Here is a 21,873-nt window from a genome sequence, read left to right as displayed (position 1 = left end):
CCGGTACGGGCGTTGCAAAAGCCTAGTTCACGCTCTGCGACGTGCTGGGAGGAGCATGGCGGACGGGTCCCCCGATCGGATCAGGCGATCGTCACACCAGTACGCCGTACGGGTGCCGGTCAGGGCGTGAAGGGGCGGGCCGGCCAGGGGGCGTCGGCCGGGCGCAGTGCGTCGAGGCCGTCGCCGGCGCGGGCGGCCACCAGCGAGAGGACGCCGACGACCAGGCAGTTGTTGTGCACATCGCCGGCGAGGACACGGCGCACCAGTTCGTCGACCGGTACCCGTGCCTGCTCCATGTCGGTCTCCTCGTGCTCCGCCGCGAACCGTTCGCCCTCGGCCGCGGACAGGTCGCGGGCGAGGAAGATCCGTACCGCCTCGTCGCAGCCGCCGGGCGTGGTGTAGACGTCGGTCAGCACCCGCCAGTCCTCGGCCTTGACGTGCGCCTCCTCGTACAGCTCGCGCTGGGCGGCGTGCAGCGGGTTCTCGCCGGGCACGTCGAGCAGGCCGGCCGGGATCTCCCACAGCCGGTACCGCACCGGGTGGCGGTACTGGTTGATCAGCAGCACCCGGTCCTCCTCGTCCAGGGCGAGGACGGCGACCGAGCCGGGGTGGACCTGGTAGTCGCGGCGGGCCACCGAGCCATCGGGCATGACCACGTCGTCGGTGCGCACGGAGGTCTTGTTGCCCGTGAAGGGGGTCTCCGTCGCCCGGATCTCCCACGCCTCGGCGGTGTCCTTGATCGTCATGCCCTGTCCTTCCCACACATGCAAAGCGGCCGGGGCGCGATCGTTCTGAACCCGCGCGCCCCGGCCACCGTACAACTCTTGTGCTACTGCGAGATCTTCCGCTCCACGGCGGCCTTCACCAGGCCGGCGAACAGCGGGTGCGGACGCGTCGGCCGCGAGCGCAGCTCGGGGTGCGCCTGCGTGGCGACCAGGTAGGGGTGGACGTCACGCGGGTACTCCACGTACTCGACCAGCTTGCCGTCCGGCGAGGTGCCCGAGAACAGGATCCCGGCCTTCTTCTCCAGCTCCGCGCGGTAGGCGTTGTTCACCTCGTAGCGGTGGCGGTGCCGCTCCTCGATGTACTCCTTGCCGTCGTACACCTCGCGCACGATCGAGCCCTCGGCCAGCTTGGCCGGGTACATGCCGAGCCGCATGGTGCCGCCCATGTCGCCCTCACCGGCGACGATGTCCAGCTGCTCGGCCATGGTGGAGATGACCGGGTGGCCGGTGGCCGGGTCGAACTCGGTGGAGTTGGCGTCCGGGATGTCGGCGAGGTTGCGCGCGGCCTCGATCACGATGCACTGCAGGCCGAGGCAGAGGCCGAGCAGCGGGATCTTGTTCTCGCGGGCGAAGCGGATCGCGCCGACCTTGCCGAGCACACCGCGGTCGCCGAAGCCGCCCGGGATGCAGATGCCGTCGACGTCACCGAGCTGGGCCTTGGCGCCGGCCGGGGTCTTGCAGTCGTCCGAGGTGACCCACTTGATCTTCACGCGGGCCCGGTTGGCGAAGCCGCCGGCGCGCAGCGCCTCGGTCACCGACAGGTAGGCGTCGGGCAGGTCGATGTACTTGCCGACCAGCGCGAGGGTGATCTCGTGGTCGGGGTTGTGGACGCGGTCCAGCAGGTCGTCCCAGGTCGTCCAGTCGACGTCGCGGAACGGCAGGTCGAGCTTGCGCACCACGTAGGCGTCCAGGCCCTCGGCGTGCACGACCTTCGGGATGTCGTAGATCGAGCGGGCGTCCGGGCAGGCGACCACGGCGGCCTCGTCCACGTCGCACATCAGCGAGATCTTCCGCTTGATCGCGGTCGGGACCTCGCGGTCGCAGCGCAGCACGATCGCGTCCGGCTGGATACCGATGTTGCGCAGCGCGGCCACGGAGTGCTGGGTCGGCTTGGTCTTCAGCTCGCCGGACGGGCCGATGTACGGCAGCAGCGAGATGTGCACGACGAAGACGTTGTCCCGGCCGACCTCGTGGCGGACCTGGCGGACGGTCTCCAGGAACGGCAGCGACTCGATGTCGCCGACGGTGCCGCCGACCTCGGTGATGACGACGTCCACCTCGTCGGTGGCCATGCGCCGGATGCGGTGCTTGATCTCGTTGGTGATGTGCGGGATGACCTGCACGGTGTCGCCCAGGTACTCGCCGCGCCGCTCCTTGGCGATCACGGTCGAGTACACCTGGCCGGTGGTGACGTTGGCAGAGCCGTCCAAGTCGCGGTCGAGGAAGCGCTCGTAGTGTCCGATGTCGAGGTCGGTCTCGGCGCCGTCGTTGGTGACGAAGACCTCACCGTGCTGGAAGGGGTTCATGGTGCCCGGATCGACGTTCAGGTACGGATCCAGCTTCTGCATCACCACGCGCAGGCCGCGGGCCTTGAGCAGCATGCCCAGGCTGGAGGCGGTCAGGCCCTTGCCGAGCGAGGAGGCGACACCCCCGGTGACGAAGATGTGCTTGGTCGTCGTGGCTGTGCTGTTTCGGAAAGCAGCGGGCGGCATGGCCAAGAGGGGGCTCCCGTGGTCGCGGTCTGTCGTGCGGTGCGGCTGCCGTCCCGGAGATCTCCGGGGGTGCCGTCGCTGCGGTTCGGGGGTTTCGGGCCCACCGGTCCACGGGCTACCAGGGTATCAGCGCCTGGACGAGATGGCTTCCGGCCACGCTCCGCGCTCACCCGGGCACGGGCGGCTCGCCCACCGCCCCGGTACGAGGCCCGGGCACGGTGCGGGTCGCCCCAGGTGTCAGCACAGGCACGCACACGTCACATGGTTATCACCAGCTGCTCACCCGTTCGGACCACACCGGTTGCCCGGAGCGGCACGCAGATCATCTACGTGCGTCGTATCCTGCTCGGACACTCGCTGCCGAGCCCGGCCGGAACGACGGCACACCCCCGCCTGCACCACCCGGAACAACGAGAGCGCGGCAGTTCGTTGAGCAAAGACTGTCGTGTTGCCTCAGGGCTCGGCAGGCTGCTTTGCTTCACCGCTCAACGACGCACAACAACGACCCCTTGACCGCACTAGCGACAGCCCCCTGCGCGGGGGTGACGTGGCCGTTCGACTGGAGTTGCACGTGGCCGGGCGCATCGAAGACTACGCACTCATCGGAGACATGCAGACCGCGGCACTGGTCTGCCGGGACGGCACAGTGGACTGGCTGTGCCTGCCCCGCTTCGACTCGCATGCCATCTTCGCCGGTCTGCTGGGCACCGAGGAACACGGCTTCTGGCGGCTCGGCCCGGCCCACGCGGCCGACGTGCAGCCGCCCACGGCCGCCCGGCGGAGCTACCGGGGCGACTCGCTGATCCTGGAGTCCGAGTGGGACACCCCGCGGGGCACGGTCCGCGTGACCGATTTCATGCCCCCGCGTGAGGGCGCGCCTCAGCTGATCCGGATCGTGGAGGGTGTCACCGGCCGGGTGCCGATGCGTTCGGCCCTGCGGATGCGGTTCTCCTACGGCCGGGTCGTGCCCTGGGTGCACAAGCACGAGGGCCGCACGGTGGCGGTCGCCGGACCGGACTCGGTGTGGTTCGACACGGAGGCCGAGACCTACGGGAAGTCGCTGACGACGTACGCCGACTTCACGGTCGCCCCGGGTGACCGGATCGCGTTCACCATCTCGTGGCAGCCCTCGCACCGGGAGCCGCCGTCGCTGCCGGAGCCGGAGGCCTCGCTGGAGGCGACGGAGGCGTTCTGGCGCGAGTGGGTCGAGCACTGTACGTACCACGGGCCGTACCGCGAGGCGGTGGTCCGTTCGCTGATCACCCTGAAGGCCCTGACGTACGCCCCCACGGGCGGCATCGTCGCCGCGCCGACGACCTCCCTGCCGGAGGACATCGGCGGCGTGCGCAACTGGGACTACCGCTACACCTGGCTGCGCGACGCCGCGATCACCCTGTCGAGCCTGCTGCGCACCGGTTACCGCGAGGAGGCCCGCGCCTGGCGCGAGTGGCTGCTGCGCGCGGTCGCCGGCGACCCCGAGAACCTGCAGATCATGTACGGCATCGCGGGCGAGCGCGAGCTGGGCGAGGCCGAGCTGGACTGGCTGCCGGGCTACGAGTCCTCCGCCCCGGTCCGGGTCGGCAACGGCGCGGCGCACCAGCTCCAGCTGGACGTGTACGGCGAGGTCACCGAGGCCCTGCACCTGGCGCACATGACGGGCCTGGCCCGCAACGACTACGCCTCGCTGCTGCAGCTGAAGCTGATCCGCTATCTGGAGGACCACTGGCAGCAGCCGGACGAGGGCATCTGGGAGGTGCGCGGCCCGCGCCGGCACTTCGTGCACTCCAAGGTGATGGCCTGGGTCGCGGTGGACCGCACCATCAAGCTGATCGAGTCCGGGGACGCGGACGGCCCGCTGGAGCGCTGGAAGGAACTGCGCGACGACATCCACCGGGACGTGTGCGAGAAGGGCTACGACAAGGAGCGCAACACCTTCACGCAGTCCTACGGCTCCCAGGAGCTGGACGCCTCGCTGCTGCTCATCCCGCAGATGGGCTTCCTGCCGCCGGACGACAAGCGGGTGATCGGCACGATCGAGGCGATCCAGCGCGAGCTGTCCACGCCGGACGGGTTCATCCTGCGCTACCCGACGGAGGGCGACCACGCGGGCGTCGACGGTCTGCCCGGCGACGAGGGCGCCTTCCTGGCCTGCTCCTTCTGGATGGCCGACGACCTGGCGATGATCGGCCGCGTGGACGAGGCGAGGAGGCTCTTCGAGAAGCTCCTCGCGCTGCGCAACGACCTCGGCCTGCTGGCGGAGGAGTGGGACCCGCGCCTGCAGCGGCAGGTGGGCAACTTCCCGCAGGCGTTCAGCCATGTGCCTCTGATCGATACGGCGCTGCGGCTGACGGCGTCCGGGGCGTACGGCGGTTAGCGGCCCCAGGGGGCTTCTGACGGAAGGCCCCTAGGCTGGAAGGTGACCCCTCCTGGAAGGGGGCCCGGCCATGGCCACCCGTTCCACGGCGCACACGGCGCTCGCCGCACTCCGTGAGGAGCTGGCCGGCGACGTGTTCGCCCCCGGGGACCCCGGTTACGACGACGCCCGGGGCGTCTTCAGCGCCCTGCCCGACCGGCGTCCGGCCGTGATCGCGCAGTGCGCGGACGCGGCCGACGTGGTCCGGGCCGTCCGCTTCGCGCGTGAACTGGACCTGCACATCGCGGTGCGCGGCGGCGGGTGCGGCCTGGCGGGGGCCCGGGTCGACGGTGCGCTGGTGGTGGACCTGCGCCGGATGCGCGGCGTGACCGTCGATCCGGCGGCCGAGGCGGTCCGGGTCGAGGGCGGCGCCACGACGGGCGACCTGGACCGGGCGACCCGGCCGTACGGCCTCGCGAGCACCGGCGCCCGGGCTCCGGCCACCGGGGTCGGCGGCTTCGTGCTCGGCGGCGGCACCGGCCGGCTGGACCGGGTCTTCGGCCTCGCCGTGGACGGCCTCACCGGGGTCGAGCTGGTGACCGCCGACGCCGAGCGGGTGCACGCCGGCGCCGACAACAACCCCGAGCTGTTCTGGGCGCTGCACGGCGGGGGCGGCAACTTCGGCGTCGCCACGGCGCTCACGCTGGAGCTGCACGAGCTGCCGGAGTTCTCGGCGGTGCTGCTGCGGTACCCGCCGGGGTCCGGCCCGGACGTGGTCCGCGCCTTCCGCGAGATCATCCGTACCGGCCCCGACGAGGTGGGCGGCGCGGTGCTGTACGCGGCTCCGGACGGGGTGCGGTGCGGCGTGCTGCTGACGTACGCCGGTGGCGGGGCGGGGTTGCGCCGGCTCGCCGAACCCCTGCTGGCGCTGCCGCACACGGCGGAGCTGACCGGTGCCGAGGCCGGGCGCCTGCTGTACCCCACGGGCGGCCGGGCCCACTGGTCGGCGGAGTGCCTGACGGACCTGCCGGACGAGCTGGTGGACGTCTTCTGCACCCGGGCGCAGTCCATGCCGGTGCCGGGCGGATGCCGGCACATGCTCCTTCCGCTGGGCGGTGCGGTCGCCACCGGTCCGGCCGCGTACCCGGTGCCCTACCGCGAGGCGCCCTGGCTGGTGCACCCCTTCGCCCGCTGGACGGACCCGGCCGATGACGAGCGGGCCGTGGCCTGGGTGCGGGACGCGGGTGCCGAGGTACGGCCCTGGAGCACCGGTGCCGTCCCCCTCGGCCTCATCGGCGACGAGGGACCCGAGCGCGTCCGGGCGGGCCTGGGAGCGGGCGACCTGCTGCGGCTGGGGAAGGTGAAGCGGCGCTGGGACCCCGACAACGTCTTCCGCTTCAACCACAACATCCGGCCGATCTAGCCTGGAGCTGTCCCGCGGGCGTTTGCGCAGGTAGCGTCCGCTGCATGGACAGCCGTACGGACCACCGACCCGACACCCAGGGCGCCGGGATCACCGTCCAGCGGGCGCTGGAACTGCCCGGACTGCGCAGCGGGCTGCCGGAGATCCTCGCGGGTGCCGACCGGCTGGGGCGCACGGTGCGCTGGGTGCACGCGGGCGAGGTGCCGAACATCGCCTCGCTGCTCAAGGGTGGCGAGCTGCTGCTCACCACCGGGTACGGCCTCGGCACCCGCCCGGCCGAGCAGCGGGCGTTCGTGCGCACCCTGGCCGAGCGTGGGATCGCCGCTCTGGTGGTGGAGCTGGGCCCGCGTTTCAGCCGGCTGCCCGCCGCCCTCGTGGACACCGCCCGCAGCGCCGGGCTGCCGTTGGTGCAGCTGCACCGCGAGGTGCCGTTCGTGACGGTGACCGAGGAGATCCACACCGAGATCGTCAACGGCCACTACGCGTTGCTGCAGCGGGCCGAGGAGGTGCACCGGCGCTGCACCGAGGCGCTGCTGGGCGGCGGCGGGGTGCCGCAGGTGCTGGGCATCCTGGCGGACTTCAGCGGCAACCCGGTGTTCCTGGAGACGGCCGACGGCCGGCTGCTGTACGCCGCCGGGGAGGGGCCGGAGGGGGCGGACCCGCTGCAGGTGTGGGAGGGGCTGCGCGGGCCGCACAAGGACGCGCCGCCGCCCGCCGGTTCGGTGCTGGTGGATGTGCCGGGCGGCGGGCCGGGTACGGCGGGCTCGGTGCGGGCCCGGCTGGTCCTGCTGCCGGTCCGCGCCGCGTTGGCCCCGGTCCACCGGATCGCCGCCGAGCGGGCCGCGGGCATCCTGGCCGTGGTGCTGATGCAGGCCCGGCAGGAGGAGGAGCTGGCCGCCCGGGGGCGCGGTGACTTCCTCACCGATCTCGCCGAGGGCCGGATCACCGCCGGGGACGCCCCGGCACAGGCCCGGGTCCTCGGCTTCAAGCCCGGCGAGAGCCCGCTGCTGCCCGTGGTGATGCGGATCGGGGACTCCCTCTCGCCCGGCGGTGGCTGGGCGGTGCTGGCACGTGCCGTGTCCGAGGAGCTGGCGGCGGTGGGGGTGCCGGTGCTGCTGGGCGTGCGGCCGGTGGAGGGCCGGGTGCTGGTCCTGCTCGGGCTGCGTTCGGAGTCGGAGCGCTCGGCGGTCGCGGACCGGGTGGCGGCGGCGCTGCGGGCGGGCGTGGAGCGGGCCGGGATGCGCCGGCCCGGCTCGCCGCCGCCGGTGGTGGTCGTCGGCGTGGCGGGCGGCTGGGCGGCCGCCTCCGCGGGGCTGCGGCACGCGGCGGAGACCGCGGCGGCGGCGCAGGGTCTGACCGACCGGCCCTGGTACGACGCCCGCCGCCTCGACATCGACCTGCTGATGTGGCGGCTGCGCGACCACCCGGACCTCGCCGCGTTCGTGGACCGCGCCATCGGCCCGCTGCGCGACCACGACCACCGCTCCAAGCCGCCGCTGCTGCCGACCCTGGAGACCTATCTGGCGCACGCAGGACGCAAGGCCGAGACCGCCCGCGAACTGCACCTCAACCGCCAGACCCTCTACAACCGCCTGGCCCGCATCGGGGAGTTGCTGGGCACCGACCTCGACGACCCGCAGACGGTCCTGGCGTTGAGCCTCGCGCTCAGGGCCCGTCGGCACGTGTCCTAAGCCAGCGGCCTGGGCTGCGTCAACTCGTCGTACACGCTGAGCACTTGGGCGACCGTCTCGTCCTCGGTCGGCCACCCGGCGGCCTGCCGCACGCCCCGCTCGCGCAGCTCCTCCCGGCGCTCGGGATCCGCCAGGAGCCGTACGACGGTGTCCGCGAGCGCCTCCGGGTCGCCGTACGGGACGAGTTCGGCCGCGTCGCCGACGAGGTCGGGGATGCCGCCGACCCGGGTCGCGACGAGCGGCACGCGCGCGTACAGCGCCTCCTGGGCGAGCACGGACCGGGACTCCCAACTGCTGGTCAGCAGGGCCAGATCGGCGGCGGCGAGCAGTTCGGGCACGTCCTCGCGGTGCCCGATGAGCCGCACCGGCAGCTTCTCGTCCTCGATCCGCCGCAGCAGCACCGGCCGCAGCGGCCCTTCCCCGGCGATGACGACCAGCGGCACGGGGTCCAGGTCGCGCCAGGCGCGGGCCGCGTCGAGCAGGACGTCGTAGCCGCGCTGCCGGTCGAGGGAGCCGACGGCGATGAGCAACGGGCGTCCGGTGGCGCCGAGTTCCGCCCGGACCTTGGGACGCAGCCGGTCGGGGTCGTCGAGGACGACGGGCCGGCGCTGCCCCGGCAGGCCGACTGCGGCGAGCCGGGCGTCCCTCGCCCCCGTCCGCCTGGCCCGGTCCACCAGGTCGGGGCTGGTGCCGAGGACCACGGCCGCCGTTCGCATCACCCGCCGTTCCAGCAGCCGCAGCAGATGCGCCCGGGGGCCCTCGGCCTGCGCCCGGTTGTGCCAGGTGACCACCAGCGGGGTGCGCCGGCCGCTGAGCGCGAGGACGGCCCGGAAGGAGGCGTGCAGTCCGTGCGCGTGCACCAGGTCGGCGTGCGCACAGGCGGTTCGCAGTGCGGCCACCGAGACGGGGTCGCTGCTGCGGGGCACGTGCACGTGTTCGGCACCGGCGCCGGTGAAATCGTAGGCGCGGTCGGCCTCGACGGGGGCGCACACCGTGACCCGCACGCCCCTCGCCACCAGCCCCTCGGCGAGCGAGCGCACATGCGCGCCGCTGCCGGCGTTGCCTCCGCCCAGCACCTGCACGGTGCGCAGCGGCGACTGGCCGTGCGGTGCGTTGCTGCTCAGGGGGGTCACGGGGCCGGCGCTCCTGGTTCTGCGTGGGCGGTCACGAGGAAACGTACAGAAGGTAGCGGGCTCAGGGGGGCGGAAGGACGTACCCCGCGCGCCCCGCCGCGCGGACCGTGTTCCCTCAAGCATGCCAGGGGGACCGGCCGTTACGGGGAATCCGGCGGGCGCACAGTGCGGCGGGCCGGGGCAATGCGCCGGAGCACGTCACCCACACGGGTGAGCGACGCCCCGGCACGGACGACCGGCGCCCACCGCATACGGCAAGGTCAGCCGCTCACAGTGCCCGCGCCCAGGCACTCACCCGGTCGCCCTGGACCGTGGCTGCCACCACCGCGACGGCGTGCGCGAGAAGGCCGGGGCGCTGGTTCCCGGCCACGACGGCCGCCCCCAGCGCCGCGCCGAGGGCGTGCGCCCCGGTGTCCCCCAGCATCGTGCGCTCGCCGAGGTCGTCGGGCAGGACGGCCGCGGCGGCACCGACCGCGGCGGCGGCCAGCTCCCCCGCCGGGCCGCCGCGCAGCAGCCCCGGCGCCCCGAGCGCGAGCACGGCACCGGCCGCCCGGCCCGGCCGTACGTCGAGGAGATTGACGACGTGCGCGGCCCCGGCGATGACGACACCGGCGAGCACCTTGTCGAGGAACCGCTCCTTCATCAGCGCGCCGGCCACCAGCCCGGCCGCCGATATCCCGAACAGCTTCACGGCCCCGCTGGTGACCTCCCCGTCCCGCAGGGCCCCCAGGTGCGCCCGGAACCCGCGGCGCGGATCCCCGGCCCCGGCCACGTCGTCGTACGCCCCGCACGCCCCGGCCGCGAGCACGGCGAGCCCGGCACCGGGGTGCGCCCGCCCGGCCCCGACGGCGACCGAGACGGCGGCGGCGGGTCCGGCGTACAGGTCGACGCTCCGGCCCGCGTGGTTCGTCCGCTCCCAGCGCTCCCGCCCGCCGGGCGGAGCGGTGCGGAGCAGGGCCTGGCCGGCCCGGGTGAGCGCGGCGGACCGCAGGAACGAGCGGGACTTTCGCTTGGCGATCATCCCGCCAGCCTAGGCTGCCTGGAACCGGCCTACTGGTCGGCCCGCGCCGTGGCCAGCAGTTCCTCCGCGTGTGCGCGGGCCGTCTCGGAGTCCTCCTGGCCGGCCAGCATCCGGGACAGCTCGCGGACGCGGTCCTCGCCCTCCAGCACCTTCACGCCGGAGCGGGTGACCGACCCGTCGTTGGTCTTCTCGACCAGCAGCTGCCGGTCCGCGAAGGCGGCCACCTGGGGCAGGTGGGTGACCACGACGACCTGCGCGGTCTTGGCGAGCTTCGCCAGCCGCCGCCCGATCTCGACCGCGGCCTTGCCGCCGACACCGGCGTCGACCTCGTCGAAGAGGTACGTCGGCACGGGGTCCGTCCCCGCGAACACGACCTCCACGGCGAGCATCACCCGGGACAGCTCACCGCCGGACGCGCCCTTGGCGATGGGCCGCGGCGGCGCGCCCGGGTGCGGGGCGAGCAGCAGCTCGACCTCGTCCACGCCCGACGGCCCGTACGCGACCGTGCGACCGCCGACCTCGACGCCCTCCGGGTCCTCGGTCTGGCGGATGTCGAAGGACACGCGCGCGTGGGGCATCGCCAGCGAGGCCAGCTCGGCGGTCACGGCGGCCGCGAACCGGTCGGCGGCCTCCGCCCGGGCGTCCGTCAACGCCTGTGCCAGACCGCCCAGTTCGGCCCGCAGCGCGTCCCGCTCGGCGGTCAGCTCCGCGATCCGCTCGTCGTCGCCGTCCAGCTCGGTCAGCCGCGCGGCGCTCTGCTCGGCCCAGGCGAGTACGGCGTTGATGTCGTCGCCGTACTTCCGGGTGAGGGCGGTGAGGGCGGCCCGGCGCTCCTCGACGGCGGCCAGCCGCAGCGGATCGGCGTCGAGGTCGTCGGCGTAGCCCGCCAGCTCCCCCGCGACATCGCCGAGCAGGATCCCGATCTCCCCGATCCGGTCGGCGAGGGAGGCCAGCGCCGGATCGTGCGCGCGCACGGCCTCCAGCGCCCGGTGGGCGCCCGCGACGAGCGTCGAGGCGTCGATGCCCTCGGGGTCCTCGGGATTGCCCGCGAGGGCGGCGTGCGCGGCCGTCGCGGCCGACGACAGCGCCTCGGCGTGCCCCAGCCGCTCGGCCTCCTCGGCCAGCTCGGCGTCCTCCCCGGGCCGCGGCTCGACGGCGGCGATCTCCTCCAGCCCGTACCGCAGCATGTCGGCTTCCTGCGCCCGCTCACGCGCGCGTGTGACGATCTCCTCCAGCTCGGCGGAGACGGCCCGCAGCCGGCGGTAGGCCTCGGAGTACTTGGCGAGCGGCACGGCGACGGCATCGCCCGCGTACCGGTCCAGGGCCTGCCGCTGCCGGGACAGCTTCAGCAGCCCCTGCTGGTCGGTCTGCCCGTGCACGGCCACCAGCTCGTCGGCCAGCTCGGCGAGCAGCCCCACGGGGACGCTGCGCCCGCCCAGGTGCGCCCGGGAGCGGCCCTCGGCGGAAACGGTACGGCTGATCAGCAGGGCCCCGTCGTCCAGCTCGGCCCCGGCCTCCTCGGCGCGCAGGGCGGCGGTGGCGTCCGCGGGGACGGTGACCCGCCCCTCCACGACCGCCTTCCCGGCCCCGATCCGCACGAGTGCCGGGTCCGCCCGCCCCCCGAGCAGCAGCCCCAGGCTGGTGACCACCATGGTCTTGCCCGCACCCGTCTCACCGGTGACGGCGGTGAACCCCGGCGACAGCTCGACGACGGCATCGTCGATGACCCCGAGCGACCGTATCCGCATCTCCTCCAACACGGAACAGACCATACGAGGTCCGGGGCGGGGAGTGCACACAGGCCGCTCTTTCCGGTGACGCTTCTAGTGCGGCGCCCCTCGCCACCCGGTGGTCGGCAGTGCGAACTTCGCCACCAGCCGATCCGTGAAAGACGAATGGTGCAGCCGGGCCAGCCGCACCGGCACGGCCCCCCGCCGCACCTCCACCCGCGCCCCCGGCGGCAACTCCACGGTCCGCCGCCCGTCACACCACAGGACCCCCGGAGGGATGTGCGGCAGCACCTCCACCGCGAGCACCGAGTCCGGCGACGTCACCAGCGGCTTGGCGAACAGCGCATGCGCACTGATCGGCACCATCAGCAGCGCCTCCACCTCGGGCCACACCACCGGTCCGCCCGCGGAGAAGGCGTACGCCGTGGACCCGGTGGGCGTGGAGAGGATCACCCCGTCGCACCCGAACTCCGACACCGGCCGCCCGTCGATCTCCAGCACGACTTCCAGCAGCTTCTCGGCGCCGGCCTTCTGCACGGCCGCCTCGTTCAGCGCCCAGTCCGTGTGCACGATGTCGCCGTTGCGGTGCACGACGACGTCGACGGTCATCCGCTCCTCGACCTCGTACGACCGCGCCACCACCCGGTCGACCACCCGATCGAGGTCGTCCCGCTCGGCCTCCGCGAGGAATCCCACCCGTCCGAGGTTGACGCCGAGCATCGGCACCCCGGAGGCGCGCGCGAACTCGGCGCCCCGCAGCAGGGTGCCGTCACCGCCGAGCACGATCAGCAGCTCGCACCCGTCGAGGCACTGCGGAGTGGCCTCCTTGACCAGCTGCACCTCGTCCGGCAGCGGCAGGTCGCGCGCCTCCTCCTCCAGCACCCGCACCCCGATGCCGTGCCGCAGCAGGCCCTTGACGACGAGTTCCGCACTGCGGATCGCCGCGGGCCGCCCGGTGTGGGCGAGCAGGAAAACAGTACGCACCAGGTTCTGTGTCAACGCGGCCCCTCCGCCACTGCACGGTCGACGTCGGCCGGGTCCACCTGGGGTGCCCCCGCCCGCAGCCAGAGAAAGTACTCGACGTTCCCCGAGGGGCCGGGCAGCGGACTCGCGGTCACACCCTGCACCCCGAGCCCCAGCTCCCAGGCCTTCTCGGCCACTCCCCGCACGGCCTCCGCGCGCAGCTGCGGACTCCGTACGACACCCCCGCTGCCGAGCCGCTCCTTGCCCACCTCGAACTGCGGCTTGACCATCATCACCAGGTCGGCGTCCGGCCTCACGCACCGCTTCAGAGCCGGCAGCACCAGCCCGAGCGGGATGAAGGACAGATCACCCACGACAAGATCCACCGGTTCCCCATCGATCGCCTCAAGCGTCAACTCGCGTACGTTCGTACGGTCCTTGACGGTGACGCGTTCATCGCTCTGGAGAGACCAGGCGAGCTGGCCGTACCCGACGTCCACGGCGACGACGTGTGCGGCGCCCGCGCGCAGCAGGACGTCGGTGAAGCCGCCGGTGGAGGCGCCGGCGTCCAGCGCGCGCCGGCCCTTGACGACGAGCCCCTGCGGGACGAACGCCGCCAGCGCGCCGGCGAGCTTGTGTCCGCCCCGGGAGACGTAGTCCGGGTCGCTGTCGTCGGTCTGGACCACGATCGCGGCGGCGGTCTCCACCTGCGTGGCCGGCTTGGTCGCCACGGTCTTGCCGACGGTGACCCGCCCGGCGGCGATGAGCTGGCTGGCGTGCTCACGCGAACGCGCGAGCTTCCGGCGGACCAGCTCCGCGTCCAGACGGCGACGTGCGACTCCTGCCACGTTCGGTTCAGCTCCTGCTCTGGTACGTCGATCAAGAAGGTGTGACCCGAAGGGTCTCATTGAGGGGCGGCGGTCGGGTGACGGGTGGGAGCCGGAGGTCCCGGGCGGGCGTCGAGCGCGGTGAGCGCGTCGCGCAGCCCCTGGTGTACATCCTCGTACACCTCGACGTGTCCGTCGGTGGCGAGGTGGTCGGCATCGGCCAGCCGCGCCAGCCGGTCGTCGACCTCGGCGTTGCCGGTGAGGGTGCGCGGGACGTTGAGGGGGGCGGGCGCGGCGGGGTCGTACGCCCCCGGTGCCTCCGCCGCCTGCACCGAATCCTGCGGGATCTCCGTCTCCGGAACCGAGTCGCTCATGCCCAGACGCTACCGCGAACCGCTGGGGTACCGTCGTGGGCGATGGCCACCATCGCGGAGTGCCGCGCCGCACTGGGAAAGCTTTCGGACAACATGCAGGGCGCCGAGGGCGACGTTCGCGCGGCCGCCGCCCTGGACCGCTCGGTGAGCTGCCACATCACCGATCTGGACGTCACCTTCGAGGGCCGGATGACGGGCGGGCGGATCGAGGTGGACGAGACCCACCCCGGCCCGCCGCGGGAGAAGGCGCGGATCAGGCTCGCCATGGCCGGGGACGACCTGGTGGCGCTGGTGGCGGGCGAGCTGAACTTCGCGACCGCCTGGGGCTCGGGCCGGGTCAGGCTGGAGGCGAGCCTGCTGGATCTGTTCCGGCTCAGGAAGCTGCTGTGACCTTCTCCGCGCGGGCCCTGCGGGCCGCCGGCACGACCAGCGGGGTGCCGGTCTCCGGGTCGTCGATGACCTGACACCGCAGCCCGAACACCTGCTCCACCAGCTCGGCCGTGACGATGTCGTTCGGGGCGCCCTCGGCGATCACCTCGCCGCCGCGCAGGGCGATGAGGTGGGTGGCGTAGCGGGCGGCGTGGTTGAGGTCGTGCAGGACGGCGACCAGGGTGCGGCCCTGGGTCTCGTGCAGCTCGGCGCACAGGTCGAGGACGTCGATCTGGTGCTGGATGTCCAGGTAGGTGGTCGGCTCGTCCAGGAGCAGCAGCGGGGTCTGCTGGGCGAGCGCCATGGCGATCCACACCCGCTGCCGCTGCCCGCCGGAGAGCTCGTCGACGTACCGGTCGGCCAGCTCCGCGACCCCGGTCTGCCGCATCGACTCACTCACGACCCGCTCGTCCTCCGACGACCACTGGCGCAGCAGGCCCTGGTGCGGGTAGCGGCCCCGGCCGACGAGGTCGGCGACGGTGATGCCGTCGGGCGCGACGGACGACTGCGGGAGCAGGCCCAGGGTCCGCGCCACCTTCTTGGCGGGCATCGACTGGATGACCTGCCCGTCCAGCAGCACCCTGCCCTCGCTCGGCCTGAGCATCCGTGACAGCGCCCGCAGCAGCGTCGACTTGCCGCACGCGTTCGGGCCCACGATCACCGTGAAGGAGTCGTCGGGGATCTCCACCGACAGCTGTTCGGCGATGACCCGCTGGTCGTAGGCGAGGGTGACGTTCTGCGCGGACAGGCGGTTCACAGTGCTCCTAGACGTATCGGTGGTCGTGCCGCTCATATCCGGCCCGCCCTGCGCTCGGTGACCAGCAGCCACAGCAGATAGCAGCCGCCGAGGACCCCGGTGACCACGCCGACCGGCAGCTGGTCGGCGCCGAACGCGCGCTGCGAGGCCCAGTCGGCGGCGACCAGCAGGGCGGCGCCCATGCAGAGGGAGGGCAGCAGGTTGGGGCCCGGGGAGCGGGTCAGGCGGCGGGCGAGCTGGGGCGCGGTGAGCGCGACGAAGCTGACGGGTCCGGCGGCGGCGGTGGCGGCGGCGGTGAGCAGCACGGCGGACACCATCAGCACCAGCCGGACGCGCTGCACCCGCACCCCGAGGGCGTTGGCGACGTCGTCGCCCATCTCCATCATCCTCAGCCCGCGCGCGTTCACGAGGACCAGCGGGACGAGGACGGCACAGAGCGCGAGCAGCGGCCAGACCTGGTCCCAGTCGCGGCCACCCAGGGAGCCGGTCATCCACACGACCGCGCGGGCCGCGTCGACCAGGTCGGCCTTGGTGAGCAGATAGCCGTTGACGGCCGTCATGATCGCCGAGACACCGATGCCGACCAGGACGAACCGGTACCCGTGCACACCCTGCTTCCAGGCGAGCAGGTAGATGGCGAGTCCGGTCACCAGGCCGCCGATCAGCGCGCCGACGGTGACCTGGGAGGCGGTACCGGACATCAGCACGATCACGACCAGCGCGCCGGCCGTCGAGCCCTGGGAGAGGCCCAGCACGTCCGGGCTGCCGAGCGGGTTGCGCGAGACGGACTGGAACAGCGCGCCGCCGAGGCCGAGCGAGGCGCCGACCAGCAGCCCCACCAGCACGCGCGGCAGGCGCAGTTCGTTGACGATGAAGTCCTGGTACGCGGTGCCGTTCCCGGCGAGGGTCCTGAGCACGTCGCCCGCGGGTATCTTCGCGTCACCGGTGCCGATCAGCGCGACGCCCACGGCACACGCGGCGGCCAGCAGCAGGACGACGACGACCAGGGCCCGCGGATCCAGGCGCAGGGAGAGCCCGCCGGGAGTGCGTACGGCCCGGTTCATGGAGCGGGTCTTCACAGCTGGGCCGTCCTCCGCCGTCGTACGAGAAAGATGAAGACCGGGCCGCCGATGAGCGCGGTGACGATGCCGACCTGGAGTTCCGAGGGGCGGGCCACCACCCGGCCGATGACATCGGCGCCGAGCAGCAGCGCCGGGGAGAGGACCGTGGCGTACGGCAGGATCCAGCGCAGGTCGGGGCCGGTGAAGGAACGCACCACGTGGGGGACCATCAGGCCGACGAACACGATCGGACCGCAGGCGGCGGTGGCGGCACCGCACAGCACGGTGGCGGCCAGCATGGCCAGGGCGCGGGTGCGGCCCAGGTGGGCGCCGAGGGCACGGGCGGTGTCGTCGCCCATCTCCAGCGCGTTCAGCGGCCGGGCCAGGGCCAGCGCCAGGACCGTGCCGGCCGCGAGGAACGGCAGCACCTGGAGGATGGTCGAGTCGGTGGCGGACGCCAGCGAACCCACCGTCCAGAAGCGCATCTTGCCCAGCGCCGCGTCGTCCATGATCATCACGGCCTGGAGATAGCCGTACAGTGCGGCGCTGATCGCCGTACCGGCGAGGGCGAGCCGCACCGGCGTGGCGCCCCGGCTGCCGCCGAGGAACCACACCAGCGCGCCGACCGCCGCCGCCCCGAGGAAGGCGAACCACACATAGCCGGTGAGGCTGGTGACGCCGAAGTAGGTGATGGCCGTGACGACGGCCGCCGAGGCGCCCGCGTTGATGCCGAGCAGCCCCGGGTCGGCCAGCGGGTTACGGGTGAGCGCCTGGAGCACCGCACCCGCGAGACCGAGCGCGGCACCGGCCAGCAGACCGAGGACCGTGCGCGAGAGCCGCTCGTCGACGACGACGTCGCCGTAGGTCCCCGTGCCGTGGAACAGGCCGTGCCAGACCTGGTCCGGCGACAGGGCTTTCGCCCCGATCGCGATGCTCGCCACGGCGACGAGCACCAGGACCGCGACGGACAGCAGGAGCCCAAGGGCCCTGACCGCCTGGCGGGTTGGGGGCGCGGGGGCGGTCTCCGCGCGCTGTTCCGGAGGACTGTCGACCAACACAAGGTTAGGTTAGCCTACCCTCGCTCCAGATCTCGATCCCCGGTGCGTACGCATCGGACGCCCCCCGCGTCGGAGTGACTCCGCGTCAGAGCCCCAGACGGGCCAGCGCCTTCCCTCCGTCCAGCTCGCAGGAGCCGTCCCCGGCCGCCGTCCAGGCCGCCGCGCACAGGGCCCGCAGTCCGTCCATCGCCTCGCCGTCGCCCTCCAGCTCCAGCCGGTCCGCCCCTGCCGTCGCCGTGAACCCGCCGCAGCCAAAGCCCCCCGAGACCGCGGTGACCTCCGGCTGCCCGGTGAGCAGCCCGCGCAGATCGGCGTCCACATAGGTCGGCCGGTGCTGCGGTGGCGCCGCCAGCAGCTGGGCACCGTCCGTGACACCCGTCAGCACCAGCAGGGAGTCCACCTCGCCGTTGAACGCGCCCTCGATGTCCGTGTCCAGCCGGTCCCCGACCACCAGCGGCCGCTCGGCACCCGTCCGGATGATCGTCTCGCGGTGCATCGGCGGCAGCGGCTTGCCCGCCACCTGCGGCTCCCTGCCCGTCGCGATCCGTACGACCTCCACGGCCGCCCCGTTGCCCGGCGCAATGCCCCGCCCGCTCGGAATCGTCAGATCGGTGTTGGAGGCGAACCACGGCACCCCGCGCGCGACCGCGTACGCCGCCTCCGCGAACCGCCCCCAGGCCAGATCCGGCCCGCCGTACCCCTGCACGACCGCCGCCGGATCGTCGTCCGCCGACTCCACGGGCGTCAGCCCCCTCTCGCGCAGCGCCACCCGCAGCCCCTCACCGCCGATCACCAGCACCCGCGCCCCGGCCGGCACCTGCTCGCTGATCAGCCGCGCGACCGCCTGCGCCGACGTGATGACGTCACCGGCACCCGTCGGTATCCCCAGCTCCGTCAGATGCTCCGCCACCGTGTCCGGGGTCCGCAGCGCGTTGTTGGTGACGTACGCCAGACGCATCCCGCCCGACCGCGCCACCGCGAGCGAGTCCACCGCGTGCGCGATCGCGTTCCCGCCCGCGTACACCACCCCGTCCAGATCGAGCAGCGCCGTGTCGTACGCCTCGCTCAGGGGCTGCCCACTGCCCTCGGGCCTCGTCCTGACCGCCTGGCTCATTCCACATCGCTCCTCGTCCACCGACGTCCAAAGGCTTTCCCTCGCCTTTCCCCCGATCATCCCGCACGCCACTGACACACGTACGATGCCGGGATGAACACTGCAGGTCACTCGGAAGCAACGGCGCGCCGAGGCCTGGAACTCACCCCGTTCCGCGGCCTTCGCTACGACCCCGACCGGGTCGGCAGCCTGGCCTCCGTCACCTCACCGCCGTACGACGTCGTCGTCCGCCCCGACGGGGTGCACCACCTCCAGTCGGCCGACCCGCACAACATCGTTCGGCTGATCCTTCCTCAGGCCGGCACCCCCAGCGCCGGCACCGAACAGGCAGCCGACACCCTGCGCCGCTGGCTGGACGAGGGCATCCTCACCGCGGACCCGGAGCCCGGGCTGTACGTCTACGAACAGCGGGACGGAGGCGACATGCTGCAGCGCGGTGTCATCGGCGCGCTGCGGGTCTCGGAGCCCGCCGAGGGCGTGGTGCTGCCGCACGAGGACGTCATGCCGCCGGTGGTCGCCGACCGCGCGGCCCTGATGCGGGCCACGCGCGCGAACCTGGAACCCCTGCTGCTGACCTACCGCGGCGACGGCACGGCCGCCGAGGTCGTCGAACGCACGGCGGAGAAGCCCCCGCTGCTGGACACCACCACCGAGGACGGCTACCACCACCGCCTCTGGTCCATCACCGACCCCACCGATCTGGCCCGCATCCAGTCCGACCTCGGCCACCAGCAGGCCCTGATCGCCGACGGCCACCACCGCTGGGCCACCTACCTGCGGCTGCGCGCGGAGCACCCCTCCCCCAGCCCCTGGGACCACGGCCTGGTCCTGCTCGTGGACACCGCCCGCTACCCGCTGCGCGTCCGCGCCATCCACCGCCTGCTGCACGGCCTGCGGGTCCCGGACGCGCTCGCCGCCGTGGAGGGCCTGTTCCGGGTACGCCACCTCGACGCACCGCTCACCGAGGCACTGGAGGCGCTCGCGGACGCGTCCTGCGCGGGCAACGCCTTCCTGCTGGCCGGCGACGGCGCCTTCCACCTGCTCGACCGCCCCGACCCGGACCTGCTGGCCCGCACGATCCCGGCCGACCGCCCGGCCGCCTGGCGCTCCCTGGACGCCACGGTCCTGCACGCCACGCTGCTGGAGCACGTCTGGCACATCCCCGAGGACTCCGCGGCCCACATCGCCTACATCCATGACACCGCCGCGACGGTCGCCAAGGCGGAACACGACGGCAGTACGGCCGTCCTGATGCACCCCGTCCACGAGGAAGTCGTACGCGACCTGGCCCGCCAGGGCGTGACGATGCCCCGCAAGTCGACGTCGTTCGGCCCGAAGCCGGCGTCGGGGCTGGTGCTGCGGGCCCTGGAGATCTGAGCGCCCGGAACGAGAAGAGGGCAGACCCTGGGGTCTGCCCTCTTCTCTCCCGTGCTGCTACTCGTCGCCGTCCGCGTCGGAAGGCTTCTCCGGCTCACCCTGGCTCTCGTCCAGCTGGCTCTCGTCCAGGGCGTCGACGAACTCCACACCGTCCAGCTCGGCGAGCCGGTCGGAGGCGTCCGTGCTGCCGTCCCGGTCGGCCTCCACGGCCTTGGCGAACCACTCCCGCGCTTCGCCCTGCCGTCCGGCGGCCAGCAGGGCGTCGGCGTAGGCGTAGCGCAGGCGCGCCGTCCACGGCTGAACCGAGTTGGAGGCCAGCTCCGGGCTCTGCAGGGTCACGATGGCGGCGTCCAGCTGGCCCATGTCACGCCGGGCACCGGCCGCGACGAGCCGCATCTCGACCTGACCGGCCTTGTCCAGCTTGTGCACCTCGGAGGCACCGGCCATGTCCAGCGCCTTCTCCGGCCGCCCGAGCCCACGCTCGCAGTCGGCCATCACCGGCCACAGCTCAACGCTGCCGGTCATCCGCCGCGCGGCCCGGAACTCGGCGAGGGCCTCGGAGTACTTCTGGTTCGCGTACGCCGCGAAACCGGCGGCCTCGCGTACGGCGGCCACGCGGGACGCCAGGCGCAGGGCCACCCTGGAGTAGCCGTAGGCGCCCTCGGGGTCCTCGTCGATGAGCCGGGCCACCATCACCAGGTTCTTGGCGACATCCTCCGCGAGCGTCTTGGGCAGGCTCTGCAGCTCCTGCCGGACGTCCTTGTCGATCTCGTCGCCGGTGACGTCCTCCGGGATCGGCAGCCGCTTGATCGGCTCGCGGTCGCGGTCACGGTCGTCGCGGAAGCGGCCGCCGCCCCGGCGGTCGTCGCGCCGGTCGTCGCGCCGGTCGTCACGCCCCCGGAACCCACCGGGCCGACCGCCACGGTCGTCGCGACGGGGGCCACGGGCACCGCGGTCGTCGCGGCCCCGGAAACCACCGCGCTCGCCTCGATCGTCACGCCGGTCGTCACGGCGGTCATCCCGACGGTCGTCCCGACGGTCGTCACGGCGGTCGTCACGGCGGTCGTCGCGGCGGAAGCCACCGCGCTCGCCACGGTTGTCGTCGCGCTCACGCCGGCCGTAACCACCACGGTCGTCGTCACGGCGGTAGGACGGACGGTCTGCGCCACGGTCGTCGCGACGGAAGCCACCCCGGTCGTCACGGCGGTCGTCCCGACGCGGCCCACGGTCACGGTCGTCGCGCTGGAACGCCGGACGCGAACCCCGGTCACCCTCACGACGATCATCCCGACGGCCGTAACCGCCCCGGTCGTCGCGACGGAAACCACCCCGGTCCCCTCGGTCGTCACGGCGATCGTCACGGCGGTCGTCGCGGCGGAAGCCACCGCGCTCGCCACGGTTGTCGTCGCGCTCACGCCGGCCGTAACCACCACGGTCGTCGTCACGGCGGTAGGACGGACGGTCTGCGCCACGGTCGTCGCGACGGAAGCCACCCCGGTCGTCACGGCGGTCGTCCCGACGCGGCCCACGGTCACGGTCGTCGCGCTGGAACGCCGGACGCGAACCCCGGTCACCCTCACGACGATCATCCCGACGGCCGTAACCGCCCCGGTCGTCGCGACGGAAACCACCCCGGTCCCCTCGGTCGTCACGCCGGTCGTCACGGCGATCGTCACGGCGATCGTCACGGCGGTCGTCGCGGCGGAAGCCACCGCGCTCGCCACGGTTGTCGTCGCGCTCACGCCGGCCGTAACCACCACGGTCGTCGTCACGGCGGTAGCCGCCACGGTCGCCTCGGTAGCCGCCGCGCTCAGCGCGGTCACCACTGTCCCGGCGCCGCTGGTCGCGCTCCGGCCGGTCCTCGGGAGAGTTGGTGGACATGGTGGCTCCTGTCTTCGGTACCGCAAGCATTGTAAAAACGAAAGGACCCCTGGTCCCAGCTGAACGCTGGGACCAGGGGTCCTCCAAAGATTGTTCGGCGGCGTCCTACTCTCCCACAGGGTCCCCCCTGCAGTACCATCGGCGCTGTGAGGCTTAGCTTCCGGGTTCGGAATGTAACCGGGCG

At 73.2% G+C, this 21,873-nt stretch carries 18 protein-coding genes and 1 rRNA gene; 5 read left to right on the top strand and 14 right to left on the bottom strand.

The annotated features are described in order from the left end of the window. Positions 1–119: 119 nt before the first annotated feature. Both ABT171_RS11675 and pyrG read right to left on the bottom strand, forming a co-directional pair. Positions 120–746: an NUDIX domain-containing protein gene (locus tag ABT171_RS11675; protein ID WP_351242390.1), complete on the bottom strand. Its 627-nt coding sequence runs from the start codon at positions 744–746 to the stop codon at positions 120–122. Between the two features lie 83 nt (positions 747–829). Beyond that, entirely contained in the window at positions 830–2,497 is a 1,668-nt protein-coding gene (gene pyrG / locus ABT171_RS11670; protein ID WP_351242388.1) for a CTP synthase, read from the bottom strand. Between the two features lie 571 nt (positions 2,498–3,068). Between pyrG and ABT171_RS11665 the strand changes: the two genes are divergently transcribed. From ABT171_RS11665 to ABT171_RS11655, 3 genes are all read left to right on the top strand, one after another. Further along, on the top strand, positions 3,069–4,871 hold the full coding sequence (locus tag ABT171_RS11665; protein WP_351242940.1) for a glycoside hydrolase family 15 protein: 1,803 nt from the start codon (positions 3,069–3,071) through the stop codon (positions 4,869–4,871). Positions 4,872–4,941: 70 nt separating this feature from the next. Then, on the top strand, positions 4,942–6,273 hold the full coding sequence (locus ABT171_RS11660; protein ID WP_351242386.1) for an FAD-binding oxidoreductase: 1,332 nt from the start codon (positions 4,942–4,944) through the stop codon (positions 6,271–6,273). A gap of 44 nt (positions 6,274–6,317) precedes the next feature. Next, on the top strand, positions 6,318–7,964 hold the full coding sequence (locus ABT171_RS11655) for a PucR family transcriptional regulator (RefSeq protein ID WP_351242384.1): 1,647 nt from the start codon (positions 6,318–6,320) through the stop codon (positions 7,962–7,964). Here ABT171_RS11655 and ABT171_RS11650 read toward each other — a convergent pair. The 6 genes from ABT171_RS11650 to ABT171_RS11625 all read right to left on the bottom strand — a co-directional run bounded on the left by ABT171_RS11650 (position 7,961) and on the right by ABT171_RS11625 (position 14,012). After that, positions 7,961–9,097, bottom strand: a complete 1,137-nt coding sequence (locus ABT171_RS11650) for a glycosyltransferase family 4 protein (protein ID WP_351242382.1) — start codon at positions 9,095–9,097, stop codon at positions 7,961–7,963. The genes ABT171_RS11655 and ABT171_RS11650 overlap by 4 nt on opposite strands. Before the next feature lie 268 nt (positions 9,098–9,365). Next, entirely contained in the window at positions 9,366–10,118 is a 753-nt protein-coding gene (locus ABT171_RS11645) for a hypothetical protein (protein ID WP_351242380.1), read from the bottom strand. Between the two features lie 29 nt (positions 10,119–10,147). Further along, positions 10,148–11,890 carry a DNA repair protein RecN gene (recN, locus tag ABT171_RS11640; RefSeq protein ID WP_351242377.1) on the bottom strand — a complete coding sequence of 581 codons (1,743 nt, stop codon included), beginning with the start codon at positions 11,888–11,890 and terminating at the stop codon, positions 10,148–10,150. A 51-nt stretch (positions 11,891–11,941) separates the two neighbouring features. Then, positions 11,942–12,847, bottom strand: coding sequence for an NAD kinase (locus ABT171_RS11635; protein WP_351242375.1), 906 nt, complete (start codon positions 12,845–12,847; stop codon positions 11,942–11,944). Beyond that, positions 12,844–13,659 carry a TlyA family RNA methyltransferase gene (locus ABT171_RS11630; protein WP_351242373.1) on the bottom strand — a complete coding sequence of 272 codons (816 nt, stop codon included), beginning with the start codon at positions 13,657–13,659 and terminating at the stop codon, positions 12,844–12,846. The genes ABT171_RS11635 and ABT171_RS11630 overlap by 4 nt, the downstream gene beginning before the upstream one ends. Before the next feature lie 56 nt (positions 13,660–13,715). After that, the gene (locus tag ABT171_RS11625) at positions 13,716–14,012 is read right to left on the bottom strand and encodes a hypothetical protein (RefSeq protein ID WP_351242371.1); all 297 of its coding nucleotides are present in this window, start codon (positions 14,010–14,012) and stop codon (positions 13,716–13,718) included. Between the two features lie 42 nt (positions 14,013–14,054). Here ABT171_RS11625 and ABT171_RS11620 point away from each other — a divergent pair, with 42 nt between their 5' ends. Continuing rightward, entirely contained in the window at positions 14,055–14,402 is a 348-nt protein-coding gene (locus ABT171_RS11620) for a sterol-binding protein (protein ID WP_351242369.1), read from the top strand. Here ABT171_RS11620 and ABT171_RS11615 read toward each other — a convergent pair. The 4 genes from ABT171_RS11615 to ABT171_RS11600 all read right to left on the bottom strand — a co-directional run bounded on the left by ABT171_RS11615 (position 14,386) and on the right by ABT171_RS11600 (position 18,431). Continuing rightward, positions 14,386–15,234, bottom strand: coding sequence for an ABC transporter ATP-binding protein (locus ABT171_RS11615; RefSeq protein WP_351242367.1), 849 nt, complete (start codon positions 15,232–15,234; stop codon positions 14,386–14,388). The genes ABT171_RS11620 and ABT171_RS11615 overlap by 17 nt on opposite strands. Then, the gene (locus tag ABT171_RS11610; RefSeq protein ID WP_351242938.1) at positions 15,231–16,262 is read right to left on the bottom strand and encodes a FecCD family ABC transporter permease; all 1,032 of its coding nucleotides are present in this window, start codon (positions 16,260–16,262) and stop codon (positions 15,231–15,233) included. The genes ABT171_RS11615 and ABT171_RS11610 overlap by 4 nt, the downstream gene beginning before the upstream one ends. A gap of 11 nt (positions 16,263–16,273) precedes the next feature. Next, the gene (locus tag ABT171_RS11605) at positions 16,274–17,317 is read right to left on the bottom strand and encodes a FecCD family ABC transporter permease (RefSeq protein WP_351242365.1); all 1,044 of its coding nucleotides are present in this window, start codon (positions 17,315–17,317) and stop codon (positions 16,274–16,276) included. Positions 17,318–17,402: 85 nt separating this feature from the next. Further along, the gene (locus ABT171_RS11600) at positions 17,403–18,431 is read right to left on the bottom strand and encodes an HAD hydrolase-like protein (protein ID WP_351242363.1); all 1,029 of its coding nucleotides are present in this window, start codon (positions 18,429–18,431) and stop codon (positions 17,403–17,405) included. Positions 18,432–18,524: 93 nt separating this feature from the next. Here ABT171_RS11600 and ABT171_RS11595 point away from each other — a divergent pair, with 93 nt between their 5' ends. After that, complete coding sequence (locus ABT171_RS11595; protein ID WP_351242361.1) at positions 18,525–19,808, top strand: DUF1015 domain-containing protein; 1,284 nt, start codon at positions 18,525–18,527, stop codon at positions 19,806–19,808. Between the two features lie 57 nt (positions 19,809–19,865). Here the strand turns inward: ABT171_RS11595 and ABT171_RS11590 are convergent, their stop codons facing one another. Next, a complete protein-coding gene (locus ABT171_RS11590) occupies positions 19,866–20,609 on the bottom strand; it encodes a tetratricopeptide repeat protein (protein WP_351242936.1) in 744 nt (247 codons plus the stop codon). Positions 20,610–21,781: 1,172 nt separating this feature from the next. Next, a 5S ribosomal RNA gene (rrf, locus tag ABT171_RS11585) occupies positions 21,782–21,873 on the bottom strand; the annotation flags it as partial.

Source organism: Streptomyces sp. NPDC001851, assembly GCF_040297165.1.
In the GTDB taxonomy this organism is placed as follows: Bacteria; Actinomycetota; Actinomycetes; order Streptomycetales; family Streptomycetaceae; genus Streptomyces.
This window is presented reverse-complemented; position numbering and strand designations above follow the sequence as displayed.

Excerpts from the sequence above, each read along its gene's own strand:
- ABT171_RS11675 (WP_351242390.1), bottom strand. The coding sequence starts at position 746 with ATGACGATCAAGGACACCGCCGAGGCGTGGGAGATCCGGGCGACGGAG.
- pyrG (WP_351242388.1), bottom strand. The coding sequence starts at position 2,497 with ATGCCGCCCGCTGCTTTCCGAAACAGCACAGCCACGACGACCAAGCAC.
- ABT171_RS11660 (WP_351242386.1), top strand. The coding sequence starts at position 4,942 with ATGGCCACCCGTTCCACGGCGCACACGGCGCTCGCCGCACTCCGTGAG.
- ABT171_RS11655 (WP_351242384.1), top strand. The coding sequence starts at position 6,318 with ATGGACAGCCGTACGGACCACCGACCCGACACCCAGGGCGCCGGGATC.
- ABT171_RS11645 (WP_351242380.1), bottom strand. The coding sequence starts at position 10,118 with ATGATCGCCAAGCGAAAGTCCCGCTCGTTCCTGCGGTCCGCCGCGCTC.
- recN (WP_351242377.1), bottom strand. The coding sequence starts at position 11,890 with ATGGTCTGTTCCGTGTTGGAGGAGATGCGGATACGGTCGCTCGGGGTC.
- ABT171_RS11625 (WP_351242371.1), bottom strand. The coding sequence starts at position 14,012 with ATGAGCGACTCGGTTCCGGAGACGGAGATCCCGCAGGATTCGGTGCAG.
- ABT171_RS11620 (WP_351242369.1), top strand. The coding sequence starts at position 14,055 with ATGGCCACCATCGCGGAGTGCCGCGCCGCACTGGGAAAGCTTTCGGAC.
- ABT171_RS11615 (WP_351242367.1), bottom strand. The coding sequence starts at position 15,234 with ATGAGCGGCACGACCACCGATACGTCTAGGAGCACTGTGAACCGCCTG.
- ABT171_RS11610 (WP_351242938.1), bottom strand. The coding sequence starts at position 16,262 with ATGAACCGGGCCGTACGCACTCCCGGCGGGCTCTCCCTGCGCCTGGAT.
- ABT171_RS11600 (WP_351242363.1), bottom strand. The coding sequence starts at position 18,431 with ATGAGCCAGGCGGTCAGGACGAGGCCCGAGGGCAGTGGGCAGCCCCTG.
- ABT171_RS11595 (WP_351242361.1), top strand. The coding sequence starts at position 18,525 with ATGAACACTGCAGGTCACTCGGAAGCAACGGCGCGCCGAGGCCTGGAA.